This is a genomic window from Cyanobium gracile UHCC 0139 (genome assembly GCF_034931325.1).
GTDB classification, from domain to species: domain Bacteria; phylum Cyanobacteriota; class Cyanobacteriia; order PCC-6307; family Cyanobiaceae; genus Cyanobium; species Cyanobium gracile_B.
The window spans coordinates 86,943-109,427 of sequence record NZ_JAYGHX010000001.1 but is presented as its reverse complement, the minus strand read 5'-3'; the positions used below and the strand labels follow the sequence as shown (position 1 = coordinate 109,427).

Sequence of the window (22,485 nt, the reverse complement as noted above, 5' to 3'; positions counted from 1 at the left end):
GCGGCGGTGACACCGTCGACGCGGACGGAAACGCGGTTGTTGGTGGTGTCGCGCAGCAGCTCGACGGCGCCGTTGGGATCGACCACCTGCAGGGTGCTGCTCGTGGGCGGAGTTGTGGTTGTGGTGGGGGGCGGCGGAGTGCTTCCCGCCGGTTGCACTGTCCCGGTCACCATGTACTGGCCGAGGCTGCCGTAGTCGGTGTAGCCGGTGGGGGAGCTGGCCAGGGGGGTGCCGAAGCCGACCCCGTCGATGCCCAGGTAGTAGGTGCCGGCGGCAAGGCTGGTGGAGAAGCTGGCCGTGGTCAGATCGGCCGGGTTGAAGGTCTGGACGACGCTGCCGTCGGCCCGGTAGAGGGTCGCGGCGATGTCCAGGTTGGCGCCGCGGGAAGTGAGGTACTCGGTGCTGTACGCGCCGGCGCTGCCGACGAAGGCCCGCGAGGCGTTGAGGATGTTGAAGGACACCTGACCGGCGGCGGTGTCGAAGCGGAACATGTCCACATCGGTGTTCCGCTCAATCACTCCGAAGCTGCTGAAGGTCAGCCCGGTGAGCGCCGTGGCGCTGCTGAAGGTGTTGCCGTGGTCATCGGTCCGATAGGTGAAGCCGTTGCCGTTGGTGATCGTGGCCAGGTCGTCCTGGGTGTTGTTGGCGCCGGTGTACTGACCCTTGCTCCACTGGGTCAGGTACTCGTCGTTGCCCAGCCAGGCTGCCCCCATGATGGTGCCCCAGCTGGTGGGACCGGTGCCGCCGTGGCCGCCGTAGTACTCGGTGGAGGTGCCGGCGCCGTCGTGGGTGAGGCCGAGGGTGTGGCCGACTTCGTGGCTGGCCGTTTCGGCGGCGGTGTATTCACCGCGGTTGAACACCAGGGCCACGTCGTCGGTGCCCCAGTTGAAGCTGTTGTAGTAGGCGGTGCCGCCACCACCGGCATTCTTGATCGCCGAGCCGGTGAGCAGGTTGAGGTTGCTGGTGAAGGCCACCCGGATGCCCCAGCGGTCGTCCCCGGTGCCGGATTTCCGCAGGGCTTCGGTGCCGGGATCCTGGGTGGTGACGTTGATGTTGAACGGTGCGAAATCCTCCGCCACCCGTTGCCAGATCCGCTGGATCTCGCTCAGAGCTTTGCTGTCGAAGGTGCTGTAGAAACTCTTCAGGCTCAGGTTGCCACCGTTTTCCCAGGGGGTGTTGTTGATCTGATAGCCGTCGAAGTCGAGGTAGATCGTTTTTGTGGCGGTCGGATTGCTGTGCAGCTGGAACACCTTGCTCAGATCCACTCCCGTGCCGAGGGTGACCACCCCGTCGATCACCAAGGGGGCCTGGTCGTTGCTGGTGTCCCAGGCGGCGGCACCATCACCGGTGGTGACGGCCAAGACGCTGCAGGCCCGGCAGCCGCAGGTGGGTCCCATGGAAGCGGTGGGGGTGTCGGTCGCATCTCCGGGCCAGGGATCGTTCAGCGCCTGGTGGCTGTTCGTGGCCACCGCCGGGGTGGCGGCGAGGGTGACACCGTTCTGGAAGACGGACTCCCCAGCTGCGGCCTGGGCGGCTGGAGCCGAAAAGCTGGCTTCGAGGCTGTCCAGGGCGTTGCCTGAGCCGCTGAGGGGAGGGGAAGCCTTGGTGGTGGTCAGAACAGAAGTGATCAGGGTGGCGGGAACTTCGGTTGAGGTCGGAGCCGCGTCGCCCAGCAGGGTGAAGGTTGCGTCGGAGGAGCGTCTTGCTTGGTTCGAATGTTCAGGAAAGAGGGGGGAAAGCGATTGTTGGCCCCCTGCGGATGTGGTGTAAGTCATGGCGGTGAGAGGGTAAACAGCCAGCGAGATCCATCAACACCTGGAGCCTCCAACCATTGACAGGCGGATGCTTCAGGAGATCTTCAAAGTCGTTGCGCCCAGAGGACTGGAGGGATCGACTTTGTTTCCGGGGGGGGCTGATGGAAGGAACCCTTTCCCCCGCACTCATCATCGTTCTGCAGCAGCTCTGCAGCCTTTATGCACAGGCCAATTCACGGGGAGAGTTGCGTGACCGCCGCTGAGCATTTCCTTGGAATTGCACCACCAACCCTGTGGTTTCAGATTCATGGATCGCTGTAGGGCGAGCGCTGGCGCTTTGCCCGGGAGGTCAAGCGACAACTGTCCGGGCGGCGTGACCGTACGGATCAGCGGGGTCACCGAAGGGGTGATGGAGGAAGGATCCCAGTCATGGCAAGGCTTGGAGCCGCCGCCATCGCGGCCTCCAGCAGCTTGGAAGAACCTTCCGAAACCTGAGGATCAGGGCTTTAACGCCCTAAGCGCCTTTAAGCATGAGGTGCAGATCTGTAACGGATCTGCAAACTTGGCTCTGCCTTGCGATGGGCAGGCCACTTGTGGGGATAGTGCCATCCGGAGCAGAGGGCGGCAAGCCTCAGGCGGGAGGGGGGACGCCGGTCTCCGAGCTGTCGTCGTCCTCCTCGGGGACCAGTCGGGAGAAGTACTCCTCCTCGCTGGGGCCGGAGGACAGGCCCGGGAGGGGCAGACCCAGCAGTCCGCCGGTCTCGGGCTGGTTCGCCCGTGGGCCCCGCAGGCTGATCGCGGTGTGCCACTCCACCAGCAGGGGGACGTCACTTCCCTTGCGCTGGGCGCCCATGGCGAAGGCGACGGCCAGGGCGAAGGAGGAGAGCATCACCCGGAGGCTGTCCCTGACCACAGCCTCGATGGCCTTGGGCGTCGGGGCCTCGATCCTGGTCACCACCTCCTTCCTCACCTCCTGAAGGCGAGCCAGCATTCTGCGCTTGGTTTCCGGCAGCGGCAGCCCCATGGTCTCGAAGCGGATCCCGAGGCTTGGGGTCTGGATGGCCTGGAGGCGGGCCTGAAGGTTGTCGAGGCTGGTGGCTGTCGTGATGGTCTCCTGGAGGAGATCGAAGGTGCCGTTGGCGACGGAGAGCTGGCGGGCGACGTTGGTCCTGGCCGAAACCACACTGTTCCAGCCGGCAAAGGCCTGCAGGGGAACGATCAGCAGGAAGCCGATGACCGCCACCATGGCGAGACGGGCCAAAGTGTCGCGCCGTGTCTGCAGGGCTGGATTGTCCGGGTCGAGGTAGGCCGCCAGGTGAAGCAGCCCGAGGGCCACCAGGGGGATGGTGGCCGAATCCAGGCAGGCGGCGATGAAGCGCAGCTGCCAGTCCGTGTCCAGCAGACGAACGGGAAGGACGCTGGCCAGCAGGGTGATGAGGTAGGTGACGAACAGGGCGATCGCCATGAAGGCGAGCCGGTCAGCCAGGATCGCCGAATCGAAGGCCCTGAATTCCTTGGTGACGGCCATCAGGAGAGCCGGGTCCCGGTTCGGGACGCTGGGTGGCCTGTCGGTTCTCCTGCGTGGATGTCGATGGGTTGGGGTGCGAGCGCCACGGGATCGGAAGCATTCAGGCCGCAGAACTTTCTCGCAGCGACTTCAATCACCGAAGACGGAAGTTGCCAGTCTGCCAACCGACCGGGCAAGCAATGTGTGACTGGTTATGACCAGACCCTAGGCTGGATCATGGCTTCGATATCAACGAAAGACGATGATCTCTGGTTGCGCTCAGCGCATGGTGGCGGAGGTGTCAATGCTGAAACTTCTGGTGATGACCTTCACGATTTGGTGATGTTCCGCGATGAAGAATACCTGATCCGTCGCCGCATCTTTCGGCTCCATCCGAAGGCTGCTGCGCTTCCCAGAATCGGAAGTGGGCCCGGAACTTCGTTGGTGGGTCCTTCATCGGGAACCCGCCAGAACGCTGCCCCCGTAACCTTTTCGCCGCCGCTTTCCTTATGTCCATTGGGCTTTTTGACGTTCTGGAAGCGCAGCGCAATCTGGGCCTTGCTCCAGCGATCACCCGGATCGAAGGAGTTGAAGAGGTTGTAGAAGCGCTCCGCCACTTGATCGGCCGTGGCGATGGAGGCGTCGTTGGCTCTCAACTGGAACTGAACATTGACGGTGCTGCCTCCACCGATGCCGGTGCTGCCGGATCCTCCATGGCAGCCATCGGTGCTGCTCATCCGCGCACAGAAATCAAAGTTGGCGAAGGGGGCGTAGGGGGCGGTGGCCGAGCCTGTGATCTCCAGCCATTTGTCTTCGGCGACGCGCACACCGCGGCTGCGCTGGTTGGGGGTGGTGTTGTTCACACCGCCGAAGACCCTGCCGAAGCCCGAATCCAGCGGGTTGTAGCTCAGCAGGGAGATCGCCTCGCTGCCGTTGTCGCGCAGCGGCTCGTTGAAGGCGAAGCCCACCAGGGTGCCGGAGGAGGGGCCCGACGCCGGTGAGGTGTTGGTGATGCCGAGATCGAGGGTATAGGTGTTGCCGTCGCCCGGGTCCTTGCGGAAGTCGAAGCTCATCCGGCCCTTGACGCCGGTGTTGTAGAAGCTGGTGCCGGCGATGCCGCTGTCGAACACCACATCGAAGGCGGTCCTGGCCATGGCGGGGCTGGCGAGCCCGACCGGCCCGACCAGGGCCGCGAGGCCCACGCCAGTGAGGCCACCGAGCAGCCGGAGGGGGGTCTTCGCTGTGGCGCGCATGAACGCTTCCTTAATCCGCGCTCACCATAGCAGGAATTCTCTCACCCTGCTCACAGTTTCGTCCGCCCTCAGGCCTTCAGGGGGAGGCGGGCGGATCGTCCTCCGGCGGGGCGAGCTGGGCGAAATAGTCCTCCTCGATGGCGCCGGGGGACCCGCGTCGGTTCTGGCGGCTCTGCTGCCGAAGGCTCCAGATCGTCAGGATCTCCACCAGCAGCGGCACCTCCCGGCCGCGGCGCTGGGCCGCGATCGCGAAGGCCAGGGCATAGACGACGCTGGTGGCCATGACCCGCAACGCGTTCGTCGCCACGTTCTCGATGGCCTCCGGTGGTGGCGCCTTGATGCGGGTCTTCACCTGCTCCTCGATCTCGTTGAGGCGGATCAGCATCTGGCGCTGGGTCTCCGGCAGCGGCAGCCCCAGGTTCTCGAAGCGGACGCCCAGCTCCGGGGACTGGAGCGCCTGCAGCCGCGCCTGGAGATCCTCCAGGCTGGTGGCGGCGTTGATCGCCTCGCGGATAAGGGCGAAGTTCCTGTTGGCGGTGGACTGTTGGGTCGTCAGCCGGGCTCTGGCCGTGGCGACGGTGCTCCAGGAGGCATACACCTGAACAGGGATCAGCAGCAGAAACCCCAGCACCGCCAGGATGGCCCAGCGGGCCAGGGCATCCCTTCGTCTCTCCAGGGCGGCATTGGCCGCATCCAGGTAGGCCGCCAGATGCAGCAGGGCGAGGCCCACCAGCGGGATGGCGGCGGCGCTGATCAGGGCGGAACTGACGCTCAGCTGCCAGAGGGTGTCGAGTGGCCGCAGGGGCAGGGCGGTGGCGATGACCCTGACGCCGTAGATGACGAAGAGGACCATCGCGAAGACGGACAGCCTCGCCGCCAGGAACGTTCCCTCTCGGGGCTTGGCGGGGGAATCAGAGACCATGCGTGGTGCCTGCCCATGAACCAGTTCCCCCATCAACTGCAGAGGCAATGAAGGAAGGTTAAGGCCAGATGCCGACCGATTCAGCCCGCTTCAGACGGTGGGATGTTTCTGGGCACAGGAAGCGGCGATCCTGCGGCGCAGCCTGCGACTGAAGGCGAAGGCGGTGGCTGCACCCAGCATGGGAACCGGACCTGGGACTTCATCGCTTGGAGCTTGGGGCGGTCTTTTGGGGACACCAGCAACTTTGTCGCTTTTCCCTCTGGCGCCCGAAGCTGTCGTGACACTTTGGAAGCGAAGAGCAATCGGTGCATTTTTGTAATCACCGTTATCACTGTAGTCAATCGAATCAAATAAGTCGAAAAATGATTGTGCTACAAGTGATGCGGTATTGATGTCGGAGCGATTTGACGCAATTGTGAATCGAACCGATTTCGTAATTCCGTCTGCTATGCCAAACTTCGTATTTCCACTGCCTCCATGGCAGTTATTGCCGTCATCACGTGCACAGAAGGTGAAGTTATTGAACGGTGCGTAGGGTGCGGTGCGAGGAGTCCCAGCTGGGAAACGGTACTCTCCCCCATCGACCACATTCGCTTCCTTGCCGTTAGTGGTGGCGCCAAAAAGATCGCCAAAACCAGAACTTAAAGGTTCATAGGTCACAAGCTTGAAGTCGGGTGATGGCTTTGTAGCCCCAGGGACGTTAAAAGCAAATGCGGTTAAATTTCCCGAGGGGTTTCCATCGAGTTTGGTGGTATTGGATATCGAAAGATCTAGTATAAAATTGTCAGCGAGAGGGTTCTTGCTGAAACTAAAGGTCATCTTTCCTGAAACACCCGTAGCCTCAGAGCTTGTTTTCTTGCTGGCAGCGTTGAAATCAACGTCAAACGACGTGAAAGCCATCGCAGGGGTGGCCCCAGTCAGGAGTCCAGCCAGGCAGCCGACCGATAGGAGCTGGTTGCGGCGGGCCTTGCCCAACATTGCGGTGGCATGAGAGTTCACTCACCATACCACAGGTTTTGTCACCTGGCACCAAGGCGCTTTAGTCAATCCTTAAGCTATTGGCCGGCCATGGGTCGGTGCGGGAGCTCCCTGGCCCGGATCCGCTGCGGCCACTGGGGTGAAGCCTCCCCTTCCCGGCACCGGCTTCCCTTTCATGGCCCCTCTTGCGTCTGGGTTCCCTGCCGCGCCAGGGCCGTGTGTCGGCCCCAGTCGGGCGGGCATCAGCGCTTAAGCCCTCCCCGTCGGCCCCACCACCCCACCGGGGAGGATGATCACGGCCACGCCTGCCGTTCGACCGGTTCCGCTCCATGCTGCGCATCGCCCACGCCCTGAACAGCCATCTGTTGGGGGCCCTGGAGAGCGCGTTCCCCGAGGCGGTCGCCAGCGCCCGGGTGGCCGGCGCGCCGCTGGATCCCCAGCTCGGTCCCGCCAGCAAGCCGGAGTTCGGCGATTTCCAGGCCAACGGCGCCCTCGCCCTGGCCCGCCCCCTCCGCCTGGCGCCCCGTGCGATCGCGACGGCGATCGTGGACCAACTGGCGGCTGACCCGGACTTTGGGGCCCTCTGCCTGCCGCCGCAGATCGCCGGCCCGGGCTTCATCAACCTCACCCTGAAGCCCGAGCTGCTGGCCGCCGAGGTGGGGCGCCGGCTGGCCGATCCGCGCCTCGGCGTGGAGCCCGTGGCCCCCGGTGGTGCCCCGGTGGTGGTGGATTTCTCCAGCCCCAACATCGCCAAGGAGATGCACGTGGGGCACCTGCGCTCCACGATCATCGGCGACGCCCTGGCCCGGGTGCTGGAGTTCCGCGGCCATCCGGTGCTGCGGCTCAACCATGTCGGTGACTGGGGCACCCAGTTCGGCATGCTCATCACCCACCTCAAGCAGGTGGCCCCCGAAGCGCTCGACACCGCCGATGCCGTCGACCTGGGGGATCTGGTGGCCTTCTACCGCCAGGCCAAGGCCCGCTTCGACAGCGATGAAGCCTTCCAGACCACGTCCCGCGAGGAGGTGGTGAAGCTGCAGAGCGGCGATCCGGTCTCCCGCCGGGCCTGGCAGCTGCTCTGCGACCAGTCACGCCGGGAGTTCCAGCGCCTCTACGACCGCCTCGACATCCGCCTCGACGAGCGCGGCGAATCCTTCTACAACCCCTACCTGGAGGCGGTGGTGGCCGACCTGGCCGCCGCCGGACTGCTGGTCAGCGATGGCGGCGCCCAGTGCGTCTTCCTTGAGGCCGACGACGGCACGGCGAGCCAGGCGCCGCCGGTGATCGTGCGCAAGAGCGACGGCGGCTTCAACTACGCCACCACCGACCTGGCGGCCATCCGCTACCGCTTCGCGGCGCCCCCCGAGGGGGACGGTGCCCGCCGGGTCATCTACGTCACCGACGCCGGCCAGGCCAGCCATTTCGCCGGGGTGTTCCAGGTGGCTCGCCGCGCCGGCTGGATCCCCGAGGGCGGGCGGCTGGAGCATGTGCCCTTCGGGCTGGTGCAGGGGGAGGACGGCAAGAAGCTCAAGACCCGCGCCGGCGACACGGTGCGGCTCAAGGAGCTGCTGGACGAGGCGGTGGAGCGCTGCGACGCCGACCTGCGCCGCCGCCTGGAGGAGGAGGAGCGCCAGGAGGAGGAGGCCTTCATCAGCGAGGTGGCCACCACGGTGGGCCTGGCGGCGGTGAAGTACGCCGACCTGAGCACCAACCGGATCACCAACTACCAGTTCAGCTTCGATCGCATGCTGGCCCTCAGCGGCAACACTGCCCCCTACCTCCTCTATGCGGTGGTGCGGATCGCCGGGATCGCCCGCAAGGGCGGCGGCGATGGCGAGGTCCCGGAGGTGCTGGGCTTCAGCGAGCCCCAGGAGTGGGCGCTGGTCCGCCAGCTGCTGCAGTTCGACGCCGTGATCCAGGAGGTGGAGGAGGAGCTGCTGCCCAACCGGTTGTGCAGCTACCTGTTCGAGCTCTGCCAGCTGTTCAATCGCTTCTACGACCAGGTGCCGGTGCTGAGGGCCGACGAGCCGGCCCGCGCCTCACGGCTGGCCCTCTGCCGCCTCAGCGCGGACACCCTCAAGCTGGGCCTGGGCCTGCTGGGCATCCCCACCCTGGAGCGGATGTGAGGCCAGCGGAAAGGTCCGGTAGCGTTTGCCGGCACGGCGGCTGATTCGTCCGGATGGTCGTGGGAGAGCCCGTCAGAGTCGTGATCATCGGCGGTGGCTGCGGCGCCATGACCGCGGCCTACGAACTCTCCAGGCCTGAGCACAACGGCCGCTATGCCGTCACCGTCTACCAGCAGGGGTGGAGGCTGGGGGGAAAGGGGGCCTCAGGCCGTGGTCCGTCCGGTCGGGTGGAGGAGCACGGACTGCATGTGTGGCTGGGCTTCTATGAGAATTCCTTCCGCATGATGCGGGAGTGTTACGCCGCCCTGGAGGCGTCGCCGGAAGGCTCACCGTTCGGCCCCTGGCAGGAGGCCTTCCTGCCGGAAATGGATGTGGGGCTGTTCTCGCGGGGGGGATCCGCTGGCTGGCAGAAGTGGACGGCGCAATTCCCACCCAGACCGGGCCTCCCGGGGGATCCCCTGCCACCCGGTGCCACCTTTTCCATGGCGGGGTATCTGCAGCAGGCCATTGCCATGCTGCGCACCCTGATCCTGGACGTGGACGTGAGCACCTCGACGGAGCCCCGTGACGTGGGCAGGCCCGGAGACCTTCTCGAGGCCATGGCCGGCTGGCTGTCGGGGGGCACCTTTACTGGAGCGGCCCTGATCGTGGAGGGCCTCGGTCTGCTGAGCAGCGCCCTCCGGATCCTGCCGCTTCCGGTGGAAGCCCCCCTGATCCGCTTCGTCGAGGAGCTGAACGCCGCCATCCGATCCTGGCTGGAGGAGCGCTGGCTCGCGGACCACCCGAAGCGCTACATCTGGGAGATCGTCGATCTCGTGCTGGCGATCATCGTCGGCAGTGTTCGCTTCAATCTGCTCCGGGATCCCAGGGGGCTGGATGCGATCGATGACTACGAATGCCGGGAATGGCTGCGCCTGAATGGGGCTTCGGAGCGGGCCGTGCGCTCTCCCTTCGTGGTCGGTCTCTATGACCTTGCCCTGGCCTACGAGGACGGCGATTCCAGCAAGCCGGCCCTCGCGGCAGGACAGGCGATCCGGGGCTCGCTGCGCATGTTCTTCGGCTATCGCGGCTCCCTGTTCTGGCGCCTGCGGGCGGGCATGGGCGATGTGGTGTTCGCCCCGCTGTATGAACTGCTGCGCCGTCGGGGGGTGCGCTTCCAGTTCTTCCACAAGCTCACCAACGTCCAGATCCCTGCGGGGCCACCCATCCAGCCGGGTGACCGCAGCCACGTGGAGGCCCTCGACTTTGACGTCCAGGCAGAGATCCACGGCCATCGCGACTATGCCCCCCTGATCAGCGTGGGCCATCGCCCCTGCTGGCCATCCCAGCCTGACTTCCATCAACTGGTCGACGGCGAGCGCCTCCGGCTCGAACAGCGGGATTTCGAGTCGCACTGGGATCCCACGTTCACCTCCAGGCGCCGCCTCGAAGTGAAGCGGGATTTCGATGCCGTGGTCCTGGGTGTGAGCATCGGCGCCATCCCCCATGTCTGCGCCCCGATCCTGGCCAGGGATCCGCGCTGGGCCACCATGGTGGAGACGGTGAAAACCACGGCGACGCAGGCTTTTCAGGTCTGGCTGCAGGAGGACTTGACCCAGCTGGGGTGGCAGGGTCCCCCCTACATCGTCTCGGCGTTCGACAAGCCCTTTGACACCTGGTGTGACATGGCGCATGTCATTCCGGAGGAGGCGTGGGCGCGGCCTCCCGCCACCGCCCTCTACTTCTGCGGGGTGCTCAAGGATCCTCCTGAGCCGCCCGCGGATACCGACAGCCCCTATCCGCACCGGCGGGCGGAGGAGGTCCGGGAGAACGCCCTGGCCTTCCTGCGCAACGCCGGCTCGGCCCTGTGGCCCCGGGCCTATGACGCCGCAGGAGCCTTCCGCTGGGAACTGCTGGCCGATCCTGGCTCGACGGAGGGCACCGAAGAGCTCCGGGGTGAGCAGAAATTCCTGAGCCAGTATTGGCGAGCGAACGTCAACCCGAGCGACCGCTACGTGCTGGCGCTTCCAGGCAGTCTGAAACATCGGATTTCGCCGCTGGATCCCACCTACGACAACCTGACCATCGCGGGAGACTGGACCGACTGTGGTTTCAACGAGGGATGCACCGAAGCCGCCGTGATCTCCGGGCGGCTGGCCGCCCATGCCCTTTCGGCTTCACCTGCTTTGGTGGAGATTCACGGATATGATCATCCTTGAGTCTTTCGGTATAAAATCCCCAGTAACGTACGAGCCTATCGATGTCAGGTTCCCAGTTGCCAGATTCCCAGCCGGGAATGGAGCAGGAGGCAACCCCGGATGGACGTTGGCAACGTCCCCCGCTCGAGCGTGAGGTGCCCCTCCGCAGCGGCTGGTCAGACGGTGGGCCGCACGTGGGGGGGCGGCGCATCACAGACACCGTTGAAGACACCATACGAACGGCTTATCAGGTCATCGGGGAAAATGTTCGTCAGGGGCACGACGCCGCCGAGCGCTACAGCCAGCACGCACCCCGTGGCGCTGCCGAGGCCTCCCGCGACCTGGGCACCCTGACCAGCCGCATGATCCAGCTGGGACGGGACATGGCCAATACCTACTTTGATGCCATGGATATCCTGCTGCAGGAAGTCGATCAGCGTCGCGGGGATCGTGAACGCTCGCAGGAGCGGCGGGATGCCCCTGAGGATCCTGGAGTCGACGATGCCGGTGTGCCGCGTTAGCGCAGGCCGTGGCCATTCTGGTGCGTGGGGCCCATGACCCGAACGATCCAGCCACTGCTTGAAGCCTATGGGGCGTTGATTCGTGAGTATGTGGATGGCTATCTCACGAGCCAGCCCCAGGCTCCCTATCTCCATGAACTCCTGGCCGATTATCCGAGCCGTGGCGGCAAGATGATGCGACCGTGCATCTGCATGGCCAATGCGCGTGCCTTCGGGGGGCGGCTGGAAGATGCCATCCCCTTTGCCGGTGCCGTGGAGATTCTGCACAATGCGCTGCTCATTCATGACGACATCCAGGATGAAAGTGTGGAGCGCCGAGGCCTTCCCACCTTGCATGCCCTGCATGGTGTGCCGCTGGCGATCAACGCCGGTGATGCCATGCTGCTGATGGCCTTCGGCCCCCTGCTCGACCATGTCGGCAGTCGCGGTGGCACGTTTGCCCGAAGGATTCTTGACGTGACACGACGGATGGCCAGGGAAACGGCGGAGGGGCAGGCTTTGGATATCGGCTGGAGACAGGACAATCGCCATGACATCAGCACGGCTGACTATCTCAGCATGGTGCTGAAGAAGACGGCATGGATGGCCACCATCTGGCCGGCCCAGGTGGGGATGCTGCTCGGAACCCATGGCCTTGTGGACCCGGAGTCCGTGGTCCGCTTTGGTTTTTTTCTGGGTGCCACCTTTCAGATCCAGGATGATCTGTTGAACTTCGCCTCCGAACCTGCCTACGGCAAAGAGCCGCGGGGGGATCTGTTTGAAGCCAAGCGAACCCTGCTCTTGATTCATGTGCGAGATCAATGCCATCCGCACGAACGCCAGCAGCTCGACCACTTCATGAACCTGCGCCGCGAGGAGCGCTCCGCTGAGTCCGTGGCTTGGCTTGCCGACCTCATGCTCAGCAAAGGTTCGGTGGATTACGCACGCATGGTGGCGGAGTCCCTGGCGGGAGCCGCACGCCATGAATTCACCAGAGCCTATGGGCACCTGCCGGATTCCCAAGACAAGGACTTCATCGAGGATCTGGTTCCCTGGGTGTTCAACCGGGCGACCTGATGCCTGAATCTCCTGGCGAAGCTGTCGCACCTTCATCCGCTCGTGTCCTGCTCTACGGCGCCACCGGGTTCAGCGGTCGCCTGCTGACCGAGTGCCTCCAGGCGCAGGGGATCGATGTGGTGCTGGCGGGCCGGAATCGGGCCAGGCTGGTGGAGATGGCGCGCCGCTGGAACCTGGATTGGCGTGTGTTCACGCTCGACGATCCTGCGCAGCTGGAGGCGTCCCTCGAGGCGATCCACGTGGTGCTCCATGCGGCTGGTCCCTTCGAGCGCACGGCCCTGCCGATGATCTCCGCCTGTATTCGTACCGGCACCCACTATCTCGATCTGGCCGGGGAGTGGCCTGTGTTTCAGCAGGCGATGGATCTGGGCGATCGGGCCGCCGGCCATGGGGTGATGCTGATGCCGGGGATCGGCTTCTCGATCGTGGCGTCGGATTGCCTCCTGGCGATGGCCCGGGCCCGGTTCCCCGAAGCGGTGGCTCTGCGTCTGGCCCTCTCCGCCCCAGATGTGATGTCCCGGGGCACGTTCCGCAGCCTGATGGGACTCACCAGTGCCACCGCCATGGTGCGCAGGCAGGGCGTCCCCACCGCCGTGCCGGCGGGGTCGCTATCCCGCTGCTTTGACTTCGGCACCGGGCTGCGCAAGGCGGTGGCCGTCACCTGGCCGGATGTCGTCATCAGCCAGGTCACCGAGGGCATCGCCAGCCTGGAGGTGTATGCGCAGGCCGATTGGCCCGTTGCGTTCGCCTATCGGGCGGGCTCCGGCCTGGCTCCTCTCCATCAGTCGGCCCTCGGCCAGCGGCTGCTGGATCTTGTGAGCCACGGCTGGCCCGAGGCCCCCTCCGCGGCACAACGGGAGCGCTCCGGTTTCACCCTGGTGGTGGAAGCAGAGGATCGCTGGCGACGCTGCCGCTCCCTCCGCATCCGGACACCGGATGGCTATGCCGTCACGGGTGCCACCGCCACGGCGATCGTCGGGCGTGTCCTCAAGGGCCATGTCGCTCCGGGGTTTCAGTCGCCCGCCCACCTCTACGGAGCTTCGCTGCTTGAGGCATGCGGTTGTGTTCTGCGAGTAGGGTGAGTCGACGCCTATCGGGATCAGTCGCGCCTGCTTTTGTGAACGATCTTCCCTATCTCGATAATCCCCTGGATGGCCAGCAGGAAGCCCCTCCCTATGTCTTCAAGGGTATCCAGTCGCACTACTTCAAGCTGAAGGCCGAGGCCAGGGACCTGGAGAGCTTCTGCTCTCGCTATCTCAATCCAGCATCCAACTCCTTCACCTACTGGCCGCTTTCTTCCCTGCCGTTGTTGGGTGCCGGTTTTGGACGGCCTTTTGTTGTTCTTGGGGTCCTTTTTTATCCAGACATGCGTTCCGGAAGCTTCCACCCTGAGCGCTCCACCCGACAGCACGAGGTCTTTTTCTCTTTTCCCGTTGTCCGCTTCAATAATGGATTCCCAGACAAGATCTGCTGGGTCTATCCATTCATCTGTGTTGACAATATCCGTTCAGCCATCACAGGTCGAGAAGTGATCGGGCTTTCCAAGCTTGTCGGCCGATTCGATTGTCTGGATTCCCGCCCGTCGGGCACGTCTCACTCGCCGTCCCGCGACTCTCTTTCCGGAGAGCTGTTTGGTGACGATACGGATTCCATGGGGATCAGTGTCCCAACGTACATGCGCTATGGCCACGACATCCATGAGCAGATGCTGCCCATCATTCGCGTTCAGGCGGATCCCAAGTTCCAGCCTGAGGGCCTGCCGGATGCCCAGGCGACTGACCTGCAGGAACCTCCGATTCTTGATCGTGCTGCCGTCGAGGCAGGGGCTGGGATCGGACCGTTCGGGCAAGGCCCTGAAGCGGCCAGCTCGGGAGCGCTCCTGAACAGCATCGCGGAGCTGGTCCATGGGTTCACCTTCCTGTCTCCGAAACTGGCCATCAACAGCCTCAAGCAGACGAGGAGCAGTGTTGATCCGGCCTATTCAGACCATCAGGCTTTGATTGAGACCGTCTGGCAGTCGGAGAATGTGCGCCAACTCAGATTCTGGGGCCTCGGCCACTTCCGGATCCAGATCTTTAACCATGCCGGCCTTCCCTTGGTCAACCAGCTCGGTCTGGGGGAACACAAGCGCGATGGTGACTTCATTGAGCTGGTCGGGTTGGGCTCCAGTTATTCCCTCAGTGCCGATCTGCGCATGGTGAGCTCCTCCGTTCTGGCGGAAGCGAGCGGTGCTGAGTCAACGACTGGGAGCACCCTGCTCCGCGATCTCACCACCATTCCCATGGCCTGCCTGTCCCTGACCGCCGACATGGCCGATGCCTATGTCCAGTGGGCTGGCCTGTCGGTCTCGCTGGCACGACAAGCACTTGGTCTGAAAAGCTGAGTGGGGTCCGGCGGATGCTTGAGGCGGACCTCTGAGCTCTGAAGGATCCGGGTTATGGCGCGGATCCGCCGATCCGTTCCAGGGCGTAGAGCTGTTTCTTCTCGCGGATCATGGTTTCGAAGCTTGTGGCCCCCTGTGTCCTGGCCATGGCCAGGGCCTGATCCAAGGCCTCCATCACGGCTGGCTCGTCATGACCCTTGGCTCTGGCGATCACGTCCGCTTTGCGGACATGGACCAGGGGCATGAAGTAGGCCTCACCTGAGCGGCTGACCGCCTCCTCCGCAGCCTGAATGGTCGCGAAGGCCTCGGGCGCCGAGCCAGCCAGAGAGTGGAGCGTGGCAATCTCCGCCGGTCGAAATCCCTCCAGTGTCATCACACCCAGGCGCTGCTGTTCTCGCATGCCTTCCATCGCGATCGTCAGGGCCTCGCCCCCCGGTTCGGCCTGGCCTGCCTGGGCCAAGGCGACGCCTCTGTACACTTTTGCAATGGCACGCCAGGTCAGGTAGCCATAGGTATCGGAGATCTTCAGGATGGTTTCGCTGAGGGCAATGGCCTCGAGATAGCGACCCTGCAAGACACGAATCAGCAGTTCATGACTCATCGTGTAGACAGTTTCGTAGTTCCTGCCCAGCCGTGCGGCATGTCGCCGCGCCTGTTCCAGGGTGGCGGCCACCTGATCCGGATCCCCGCAAGCCTGCTCCACCATGGCCAGGGCCGTGAGGGAGCCGGTCATTGGATCATGGGTGGAAGGAAAGTTCAGATCCCAGCCCTCGTGGTGATGGTAAAGGTCAATGCTTTCACTCAGATGTCGGCGCGCCAGGGTCATGGATCCCTTGACGTAATGGACATAACCAATGGAGAAATGGGCTTCGATGCCATGGATGGGATTCCGGCCCTGATCCCATAGCTGGAGGCATTGGCCAGCCGAGTGCTCGGCGTTATCCAGATCGCAGGAGACGATGCTGAAGTTGCAGATTCCACGCAGGATCGCAAAGGACGACTGGTTATCGTCGAGGCGCTCCGCCAGCATCCGGGATTCCTCCAGAATCTGGCCCACTTCAGGCGCCGAGTAGCTACGGGACCCGGCCAGGCTCATGGCCAGGCCCAGCAGAAGCATCAGCTCCAGGGAGGCGGGCAGACTCTCCTGGGGAAAGGCTTCGTGTCGCAGCAGATCCAGGGCCGTCTGGAAGTGCTGCACGGCTTCTTCATGGGAGGCCATTTCAGCGGATCTTTGTCCGGCACTGATCCAGTGAGGGATCGCCTGCTCGAAGGAACCTGCGCGGGTGAAGTGATGGGCCAGCAGCTGGGGTTCCGCATCAACCAGCTCACGGAACTGCCCCGAGAGTGTCTCGGCGATCTGTTCGTGGAGGGTCTGGCGTTCCCGCTTCAGCATGGTTTCGTAAGCGGCATCACGAATCAGCGCATGCTTGAATTCATAGGCTTCACCGGCGGTCTGATCAGAGAACTGCAGCAGTCCGGAAACCAGCAGATCATCCATCTGTTGGCGCAGCAGGACTTCCGGCTGGCTGGAGACGGCTTCCAGGAGTTCGTAGGTGAAGCTTCTGCCGATGACCGCAGCGATGCTGGCCAGCCTTCGGGCCGGCCCGAGGCGATCGAGGCGGGCGGCCAGCGAGTCCTGCAGTGTTTCCGGGATGGTGTCGCTGCCATCACCACCGCTCGAGCCGTTGGCCCGTAGCTGCTCGAGCATCGATTTCGTCGTTTCTTCCACGAACAGGGGAATCCCATCGCAACGTTCGACGATGCGCCTGGTCAGTTGGGGAGAGAGAGCTTCATCGGCGTTCAGGCAGGAGCAGATCAGTTCGGAGGCCGTGCGGTCCAGCCGCTTGAGGTTGAGATGGGCGCAGTTGTCGCCAGATAGCCAGGGCGCCTTGAATTCAGGCCTCGCCGTGGCCAGGACCAGCCAGGGCTGCTGACGGGCTGTGGCGATCAGGCGATCGAGCAGCTCCAGGGTTGTGGGATCGATCCAATGCAGATCTTCCACGACGATCAGGCTCGGCTGACCATCGCTCCAGGCCTGGATCATCGCCAGCAGGGTGTCGAGTCGAATCTGGCGTTTCTTCTCCGGGGTCAGCCCGTCGAGCGCCGATCGATGGCCTCCGGGCAGGCCGATGAGATCGGCCAGAACCTCCAGGCTGGTTGCTTCTGTGGCGCCATAGCGCTCCATCAGCCGGGCCAGCTTCTCCTGGCGGCTGCCATCGGCTTCGCCCTTCTCAAAGCCGGCGGCTTTCTTGATCTGCTCGGCGATGGGATGCAGGGTGCTTTCCCTTGTGTTCGGGCCGCAATACCAGCTCATCTGGCGATGGCCCTGATCGAGCAGTGATCGCTTCAGTTCACTGACGAGATGCGACTTGCCGATCCCGGCTTCCCCTTGGAGCAGCACCAGCTGGCCCTGCCCTCCCGAGGCGGTCTGCCAAGCCTTCCGCAGCAGCTCCATCTCCTGCTGGCGGCCGATCAGGGGCAGATCGCTCGTTTTCCAGCGGGCCTGGGAACGGCAGGAGACATCGGTTTCCTCCACCACCGCATAGATCTGCATGGCCTGATGGAAGCCTTTCAGTTCTTTCGCACCAAGGCTCTGGTGATGGAACAACTCCCGTGTGATCCGATGGGTGCTCTCCGACACCAGGATCTGGTTGGGCCCTGCTTCCGACTGCAGCCTGGCGGCCAGATTCGGGGTTTTCCCCATCATCAGCCCGGCCTTGTGCGGCGTTTCGATGTTCCGGATGCTGGTGGCCACCACCGATCCCGTGGCAATGCCGATGCGGCAGCTCAGGGGAGCGCAGGTGGGCGACGGGAGGCGCCGAATTGCGTCCCGCAGCCGCAGGCCGGCTCTGACGGCATTGGGAGCAGCTTCTTCCGAAGCATCGGGATAGCCGAAGTACGCCAGAATGCCATCACCCAGATACTGGGCCATATAGCCACTATGGCAGGACACAACGTCATCACAAATGGCGTAGTAAGACTCGATCAGCTCCATGAGCTCCTCGGGGTCGAGTTGCTCCGCCAGGGTTGTTGAGTTGACGAGGTCGCAGAACAGCACAGTGACCTGACGGCGTTCCGGTGGACGCTTGACAGGTTTCACCCTTGTGGCCATCGCTGATTCATCACCGTGCTCGCGCCTGTGGTCAACTCTGAACCGTGCTGATTGCTCGGGCCATTCTACCCTTTATGAAGTCTTTGTGCTGACGTTCAGTCTTTCCCCTTCACCCGGAGTCTGGCGTCGTGAACCGGGCCTGCCGGACTGGTGGGCTCCCCAGGACACCCTCAATCAGGATTCCAGCAGCCCCCTTCGTCGCAGGGGTTCGAGATTCGCCAGTCGCAGCCCCTCGGCCGTCTCGACGATGGTTCCCCTCGAGCGGAGCTGGGTGAGGATCCGGGATGTGGTGCCCCGGGCCAGGCCGGCGATCGTGGCGATCTCCGTCTGCTTCAGGTCGGGAATCGGGGCCAGCGGATCGTTTCCGTAGCCGCTGCAGAAGGCCAGCTCCAGCAGGGTGGCCAGGACACGGGTGGAAGCATCCTCTCCCCGCAGGCTGAAGCGCCGTCCCAGGCGGAGCAGTCGTCGGGCCTGCAGGCGGGCCATCTCCAGGGCGAATCCCGTTGAGCGATCCAACTCGTCCTGGACCGTTTTCCAGCGCAGTTTCACCACCTCGAGCGGGGTGAGAGCCACCACATCGGCGGACCGCCGACTGTTCCCGAGCAGCATCGCCAGCTCCCCGAACATTTCCCCGGCGCCCATCAGCGCGATCACCACCTCCTCCCCCTGCAGGGTGAGGCGTCGGACCTTTACCACCCCCGATCGGATCAGGAACAATCCATCGTTCCAGTCACCCTCGAAGACCAGCTGATGCTGCGCTGGCACCAGCAGCGTCCTGTGCTCGCAGAGAAGGCTCTCCAGCTGCTTGATCTCCAGCCCCTCGAACAGTGGGAAGGACCTCAACTCACCGGCCTCGAAGCCTCTCATCACCCTCCGACGGCGACGCCACCTTCCCATGGTTTGCCTGGCTTGTCATCTGGGTGACAGCTGGATGGCACCGATCTCCCTCCTCGAGGCGACCGGGATCAACACACGCCTGGAGCGATGCCCGGACAGTGACGTCATTGGATTGGCTCGCCTGTCATGTCGTCCCTCGTCCTCGGTGTCCGGCGTCGGTGGCCCGCGCCCGCCGGGGCGCAGGGGTGGGTCGGGTGCAGTTGGCCGGAGCTGCTCGCCCTGGTGGTCGTCGGGTCGTCCGGTCAGGCCAGCCCGCTGTGGATGTTGCTGCCTTCCCTGATGCGGCTCAGCTGGTGCTCGGCGGAGCTCCTCCACGGGGCCGGCCATGGGCTGCTGCTGGCCATGGTCGACAGCGACGGCGCCGCCCTGGCCGTGGTCAACCTTCTGGAGCATCGCTCCCCTGGTGAGGTCCTCAGGACACTGGCGCCCCTGGGGCCGATCGGTCTGGCCGACGGCACGGTGCGATCACTCCCCTGGGTGGCGGTCGGGGACCCGACTCCCTGGCGGGTGCGGCTCAAGGCCGGTGGCGGACTGCTGTTCAACCTGCTGGCCCTCGTCCTGGCCTGGGGCTGCCTACTGGCTTTCCCCGCCGATGGCGCTGCCCTGGTCCGTGCCCTGCTGATCAGCATGGCGACGGCCAATGGCACGCTCCTGCTGGCGTCGCGCACGGACTGGCAGGCGATCAGGAGCGGCCGAGCCGCCTGTTTCCACTGCGGCCATTTCGGCTTCGTCACGGCCGCCGATCCGTTGGCGCGGGGCGAGCTGTTGCCGCCGCCTGCGATGGATCGTTTCCGGGCCATGGGCCTGGAGATGGAAACCCTGGGAGCCCCTGCGGGAGCAGGTCTGGTGTTGGTGCGGGATCGCAAGGGTCGGATCGGCTTCGTCGGGCACGGGAGGATCAACGGCAAGCGCGGCCATCTCACCCGATCGCTGGAGCGCGGTCTCCGCCGTGCCGGGCACCGGGCCGTGCGGACGGGCCGACGCACCCTGCCGTCCGGCTTGATCGCGGCCTGGCACTACGGCCCTGGCGCCAGCGGCGCAGCTGGAGACGTTGCGTCCCACTGGCTCCAATGGTCCCCGCCACAGCGGCGCCGTTTCTGGACCAGGCTGCAGGGGCGCTGGGTGAGTGACTGGCAGGCGGTGCAGCACCGCGTCGCCCACGACGGCGCCTTCGAAGCATTCACCCTGTTCGGCACCGAGGCCGCCATCAACGAACTGGGACCATGGCTGGCTGTGGCTCTCCGCTGCGGCACTCCGGCGACCGGCCCTTCGTCGATGATTGCGGGACTGATGGATCTGCTGATCTGCAAGGGCGACTGGTTCGCCTCCGTGCGGTTGGCTTCCCTGCGACTTCTGGCGGAGCCCGCCACCACCCCGGCCACCGACGCGTTCGCTCCCTGGGCCACGGGCTTCGAAGCCGCCTTCCAGGATCAGATCGCCTCCTGTCCTGACGCCAGCCTCGATCACCCCGAGGTGCTCGAGGAACTGACCCTGCGGATCCAGCAGCGGCTTGAGGCCGATCCCCGGCTGCGGCGGTACAGCTCCACGCGGACGCAACGATGGATCCGTGCCGCCATCGGCGCCTTCCTGCACAACGATCCCTTTGCTGCGGCCCGCCAGTTCATGGCCTGCGCCCGGGGCCGCTTCGGACTGGTCGTGATCTCCTCCACCTGGCCCGACCGGCTTGTGCTCTGCAGCCAGGGGCAGTCGATCACCATCGGCTTCGATGGACCCGGCGCCGCGGCCCTCTACGCCTCCGAACCGGCCGCAGTGGATGCGGTGCTGGCGGGCCGACCCGGCTGCCACCGCATCGATCTGGACCCCGTGGCCGGCGAGATCGCCGTTCTGTCCTCCACGGACCTCACCATTCACTCGCTGTTGCAGGAGCGTGAGCTGACCGCCGAGGAGATCCGTCGTCGCCGCCAGCTCTCCTGCGAAGGACCAGGATCCGCAGGGCCCGCCTCCAGGCTCGGCCGCCAGCACCTGGACCCTGTCGGTGCGGACCTTGCGGCCATTCCTGGCTTGCTGTCCAGGATCCAGGACGACTGGATCCATCCCCTCTCGGCCAATCGCGCCAGCGCCAAGGCCATGGCTGGGTTTCTCATCGCCATGGCGACGCGCCTGAGCGAAAAGCAGGCGTCGCTCGCCCGTGAGGGGCTGGATCCGGCCCTGGCTCGGTCCAGCCATGTGGACCTTCTGGTGACGGGCATCGAGAACAACCTCTGGCTCGGTGCCCATTTCGCAAGGGATCTGGAAGGGCTCATGCCCATGCTCAACGTGAGGACGCTCTCCGCCAGCACCGTGCTCCAGCGGCTGCACCGCGACGCCTCATCCCTGAATCTGTACCGCCAGTCGATCGTGCTGGTGCTCAGCGATTCCGGCCAGAGCACCCCCTGCCGTCAGGTCCTGGACGCCTGCGATCGGTTGGTGCATGAGGCGGTGATCCAGGACGTCTTTCTGATCATCGGCGACCCGGCCAGCCTGCCGGGGGCCCGGTCGCTGGCCTCCGGGGGTGCCGACAGCTCCGACCAGGCCCGCAGCCAGCGCCTGTTCACGACGGCAGCGGGGCGCCGCACCTCCGAGGCGGCCACCGCCACGGTGGCGGCCATGCACCAGACCCTTACCGAGCTGCTCTTCTGCCTCTGCCGCCAGGTCCAGCAGGCCTGTCCAGACCAGCGCCCCCTGGGACTGCGGCTGCGAGCCGAGGCCTTGCTGGCTCTGGAAACCATGGAGGACCAGCTCCTTGTGAACGATGTCCGCGCGATCATCGGTGCCGACGAAGGGGGGTTGCCCCACCCCAGCGCCGTCTCCCGCCGGCTGGTGCAGGAGGGACGGCAATGGGCCTGGCATGTCCTGGAGACCCCGACCGCCTGGCTGATCCACGCGGCCTACGTCCTTGGCAGCCTGGGATGGGGGATGCCGCTGTTTCGGAGCTTCACCCTGGCCCTGCTGCCGCTGGCCGGACTTGCCGAGGGGCACGGGCTGGGTGCGCTGTTGCTGGCCCTGACCCTGCCCGCCGATGTCGCCCTCTACGTGCTGGGCCCCTGGTGCTGGACCCTGGGCCTGAGGGTCCTGCAGGGGCGTCAGCCCCTGGCCCGCACCGGCCGGCGCACGCTGGTGATCGGCGAGGCCGAGGGTCTGCACCAGTTGCTCAGCAGTTACGTCAGCAAACTCTTCGCCCTGAGCTATGGCCTCACAGCCCTTGATGTGCATGGTGCTGATCCCACCGATTCCCTGCTGCACGGCTATGCCCATCGGCTGGTGCGCGGCACTCTGCTGTTCCTCGGCGTCCCGGACGGCCGCTGCAGCCAGCGCCAGCGCGCCCATGCCGATGCGGTGATCGAGGCGGCACGGCAGGCCGATGGCCTCCGCCATCTGGGCACCGGTCCCGACATCGTTGCCCTGAGTTCCGATCCCTGCATCGCCGACGGGCGCTTTCGCGCGGCCCTGGTGATTCCCAGCCCGATCCATGGCGGCTGCGGCAACGGCATCCGCCTCCCCAGTGACGATGGGATCGAAGCGATCCGGGAATCCCGATTCGGATCCCTCCGGCGGCTGCTGGCCGCCTATGTGTTCTTCCATGCCATGGCCCGTCGCGTGGCCATGTTCCCAGGGCTGGGCTTCGACTGGTGGACATCCCAGAGCCGCCCGGGTCTGTTGCCGGCCAGCCCGCCGATGGCCTGCGCGGTCGGCCAGGCCCGTGCCGAATCGGTGGCGATCGAGCCACCTGTGCGCGGCAGGCTGGTTCATCAGGAACGCCACTGATGGCTTGGGGGGGTGGTCAATCTGACTGTCATCG

The 22,485-nt window shown here is 65.0% G+C and carries 14 protein-coding genes; 7 read left to right on the top strand and 7 right to left on the bottom strand.

Going from position 1 to position 22,485, the window contains the following annotated elements; genetic code table 11:
- From VB738_RS00555 to VB738_RS00535, 5 genes are all read right to left on the bottom strand, one after another.
- A partial coding sequence (locus VB738_RS00555) for a zinc-dependent metalloprotease family protein (RefSeq protein ID WP_323303875.1) occupies positions 1 to 1,469 on the bottom strand: 1,469 nt, incomplete at its 3' end.
- 916 nt (positions 1,470 to 2,385) lie between these two features.
- Positions 2,386 to 3,282 carry a hypothetical protein gene (locus tag VB738_RS00550; protein WP_323303874.1) on the bottom strand — a complete coding sequence of 299 codons (897 nt, stop codon included), beginning with the start codon at positions 3,280 to 3,282 and terminating at the stop codon, positions 2,386 to 2,388.
- Between the two features lie 308 nt (positions 3,283 to 3,590).
- Complete coding sequence (locus VB738_RS00545) at positions 3,591 to 4,514, bottom strand: hypothetical protein (RefSeq protein ID WP_323303873.1); 924 nt, start codon at positions 4,512 to 4,514, stop codon at positions 3,591 to 3,593.
- 76 nt (positions 4,515 to 4,590) lie between these two features.
- Positions 4,591 to 5,436: a hypothetical protein gene (locus VB738_RS00540; protein ID WP_323303872.1), complete on the bottom strand. Its 846-nt coding sequence runs from the start codon at positions 5,434 to 5,436 to the stop codon at positions 4,591 to 4,593.
- Between the two features lie 90 nt (positions 5,437 to 5,526).
- On the bottom strand, positions 5,527 to 6,336 hold the full coding sequence (locus VB738_RS00535; RefSeq protein WP_323303871.1) for a hypothetical protein: 810 nt from the start codon (positions 6,334 to 6,336) through the stop codon (positions 5,527 to 5,529).
- Between the two features lie 407 nt (positions 6,337 to 6,743).
- Here VB738_RS00535 and argS point away from each other — a divergent pair, with 407 nt between their 5' ends.
- The 6 genes from argS to VB738_RS00505 are packed head-to-tail and all read left to right on the top strand — an operon-like array spanning position 6,744 to position 14,677.
- Entirely contained in the window at positions 6,744 to 8,540 is a 1,797-nt protein-coding gene (gene argS / locus VB738_RS00530; RefSeq protein ID WP_323303870.1) for an arginine--tRNA ligase, read from the top strand.
- Positions 8,541 to 8,593: 53 nt separating this feature from the next.
- A complete protein-coding gene (locus VB738_RS00525; RefSeq protein WP_323303869.1) occupies positions 8,594 to 10,738 on the top strand; it encodes an NAD(P)-binding protein in 2,145 nt (714 codons plus the stop codon).
- A gap of 41 nt (positions 10,739 to 10,779) precedes the next feature.
- Positions 10,780 to 11,238 carry a hypothetical protein gene (locus VB738_RS00520; RefSeq protein WP_323303868.1) on the top strand — a complete coding sequence of 153 codons (459 nt, stop codon included), beginning with the start codon at positions 10,780 to 10,782 and terminating at the stop codon, positions 11,236 to 11,238.
- A gap of 33 nt (positions 11,239 to 11,271) precedes the next feature.
- Positions 11,272 to 12,294, top strand: a complete 1,023-nt coding sequence (locus tag VB738_RS00515) for a polyprenyl synthetase family protein (protein WP_323303867.1) — start codon at positions 11,272 to 11,274, stop codon at positions 12,292 to 12,294.
- Entirely contained in the window at positions 12,294 to 13,376 is a 1,083-nt protein-coding gene (locus VB738_RS00510) for a saccharopine dehydrogenase family protein (RefSeq protein ID WP_323303866.1), read from the top strand. The genes VB738_RS00515 and VB738_RS00510 overlap by 1 nt, the downstream gene beginning before the upstream one ends.
- Before the next feature lie 35 nt (positions 13,377 to 13,411).
- A complete protein-coding gene (locus VB738_RS00505; RefSeq protein WP_323303865.1) occupies positions 13,412 to 14,677 on the top strand; it encodes a hypothetical protein in 1,266 nt (421 codons plus the stop codon).
- Between the two features lie 52 nt (positions 14,678 to 14,729).
- On the opposite strand, the gene VB738_RS00500 is transcribed toward VB738_RS00505, so the two are convergent.
- Complete coding sequence (locus tag VB738_RS00500; RefSeq protein WP_323303864.1) at positions 14,730 to 17,777, bottom strand: adenylate/guanylate cyclase domain-containing protein; 3,048 nt, start codon at positions 17,775 to 17,777, stop codon at positions 14,730 to 14,732.
- A gap of 186 nt (positions 17,778 to 17,963) precedes the next feature.
- Positions 17,964 to 18,632, bottom strand: coding sequence for a Crp/Fnr family transcriptional regulator (locus VB738_RS00495; RefSeq protein WP_323303863.1), 669 nt, complete (start codon positions 18,630 to 18,632; stop codon positions 17,964 to 17,966).
- A 315-nt stretch (positions 18,633 to 18,947) separates the two neighbouring features.
- On the opposite strand from VB738_RS00495, the gene VB738_RS00490 reads away from it, so the two are divergent.
- Positions 18,948 to 22,451, top strand: coding sequence for a hypothetical protein (locus VB738_RS00490; protein WP_323303862.1), 3,504 nt, complete (start codon positions 18,948 to 18,950; stop codon positions 22,449 to 22,451).
- Positions 22,452 to 22,485 lie beyond the last annotated feature (34 nt).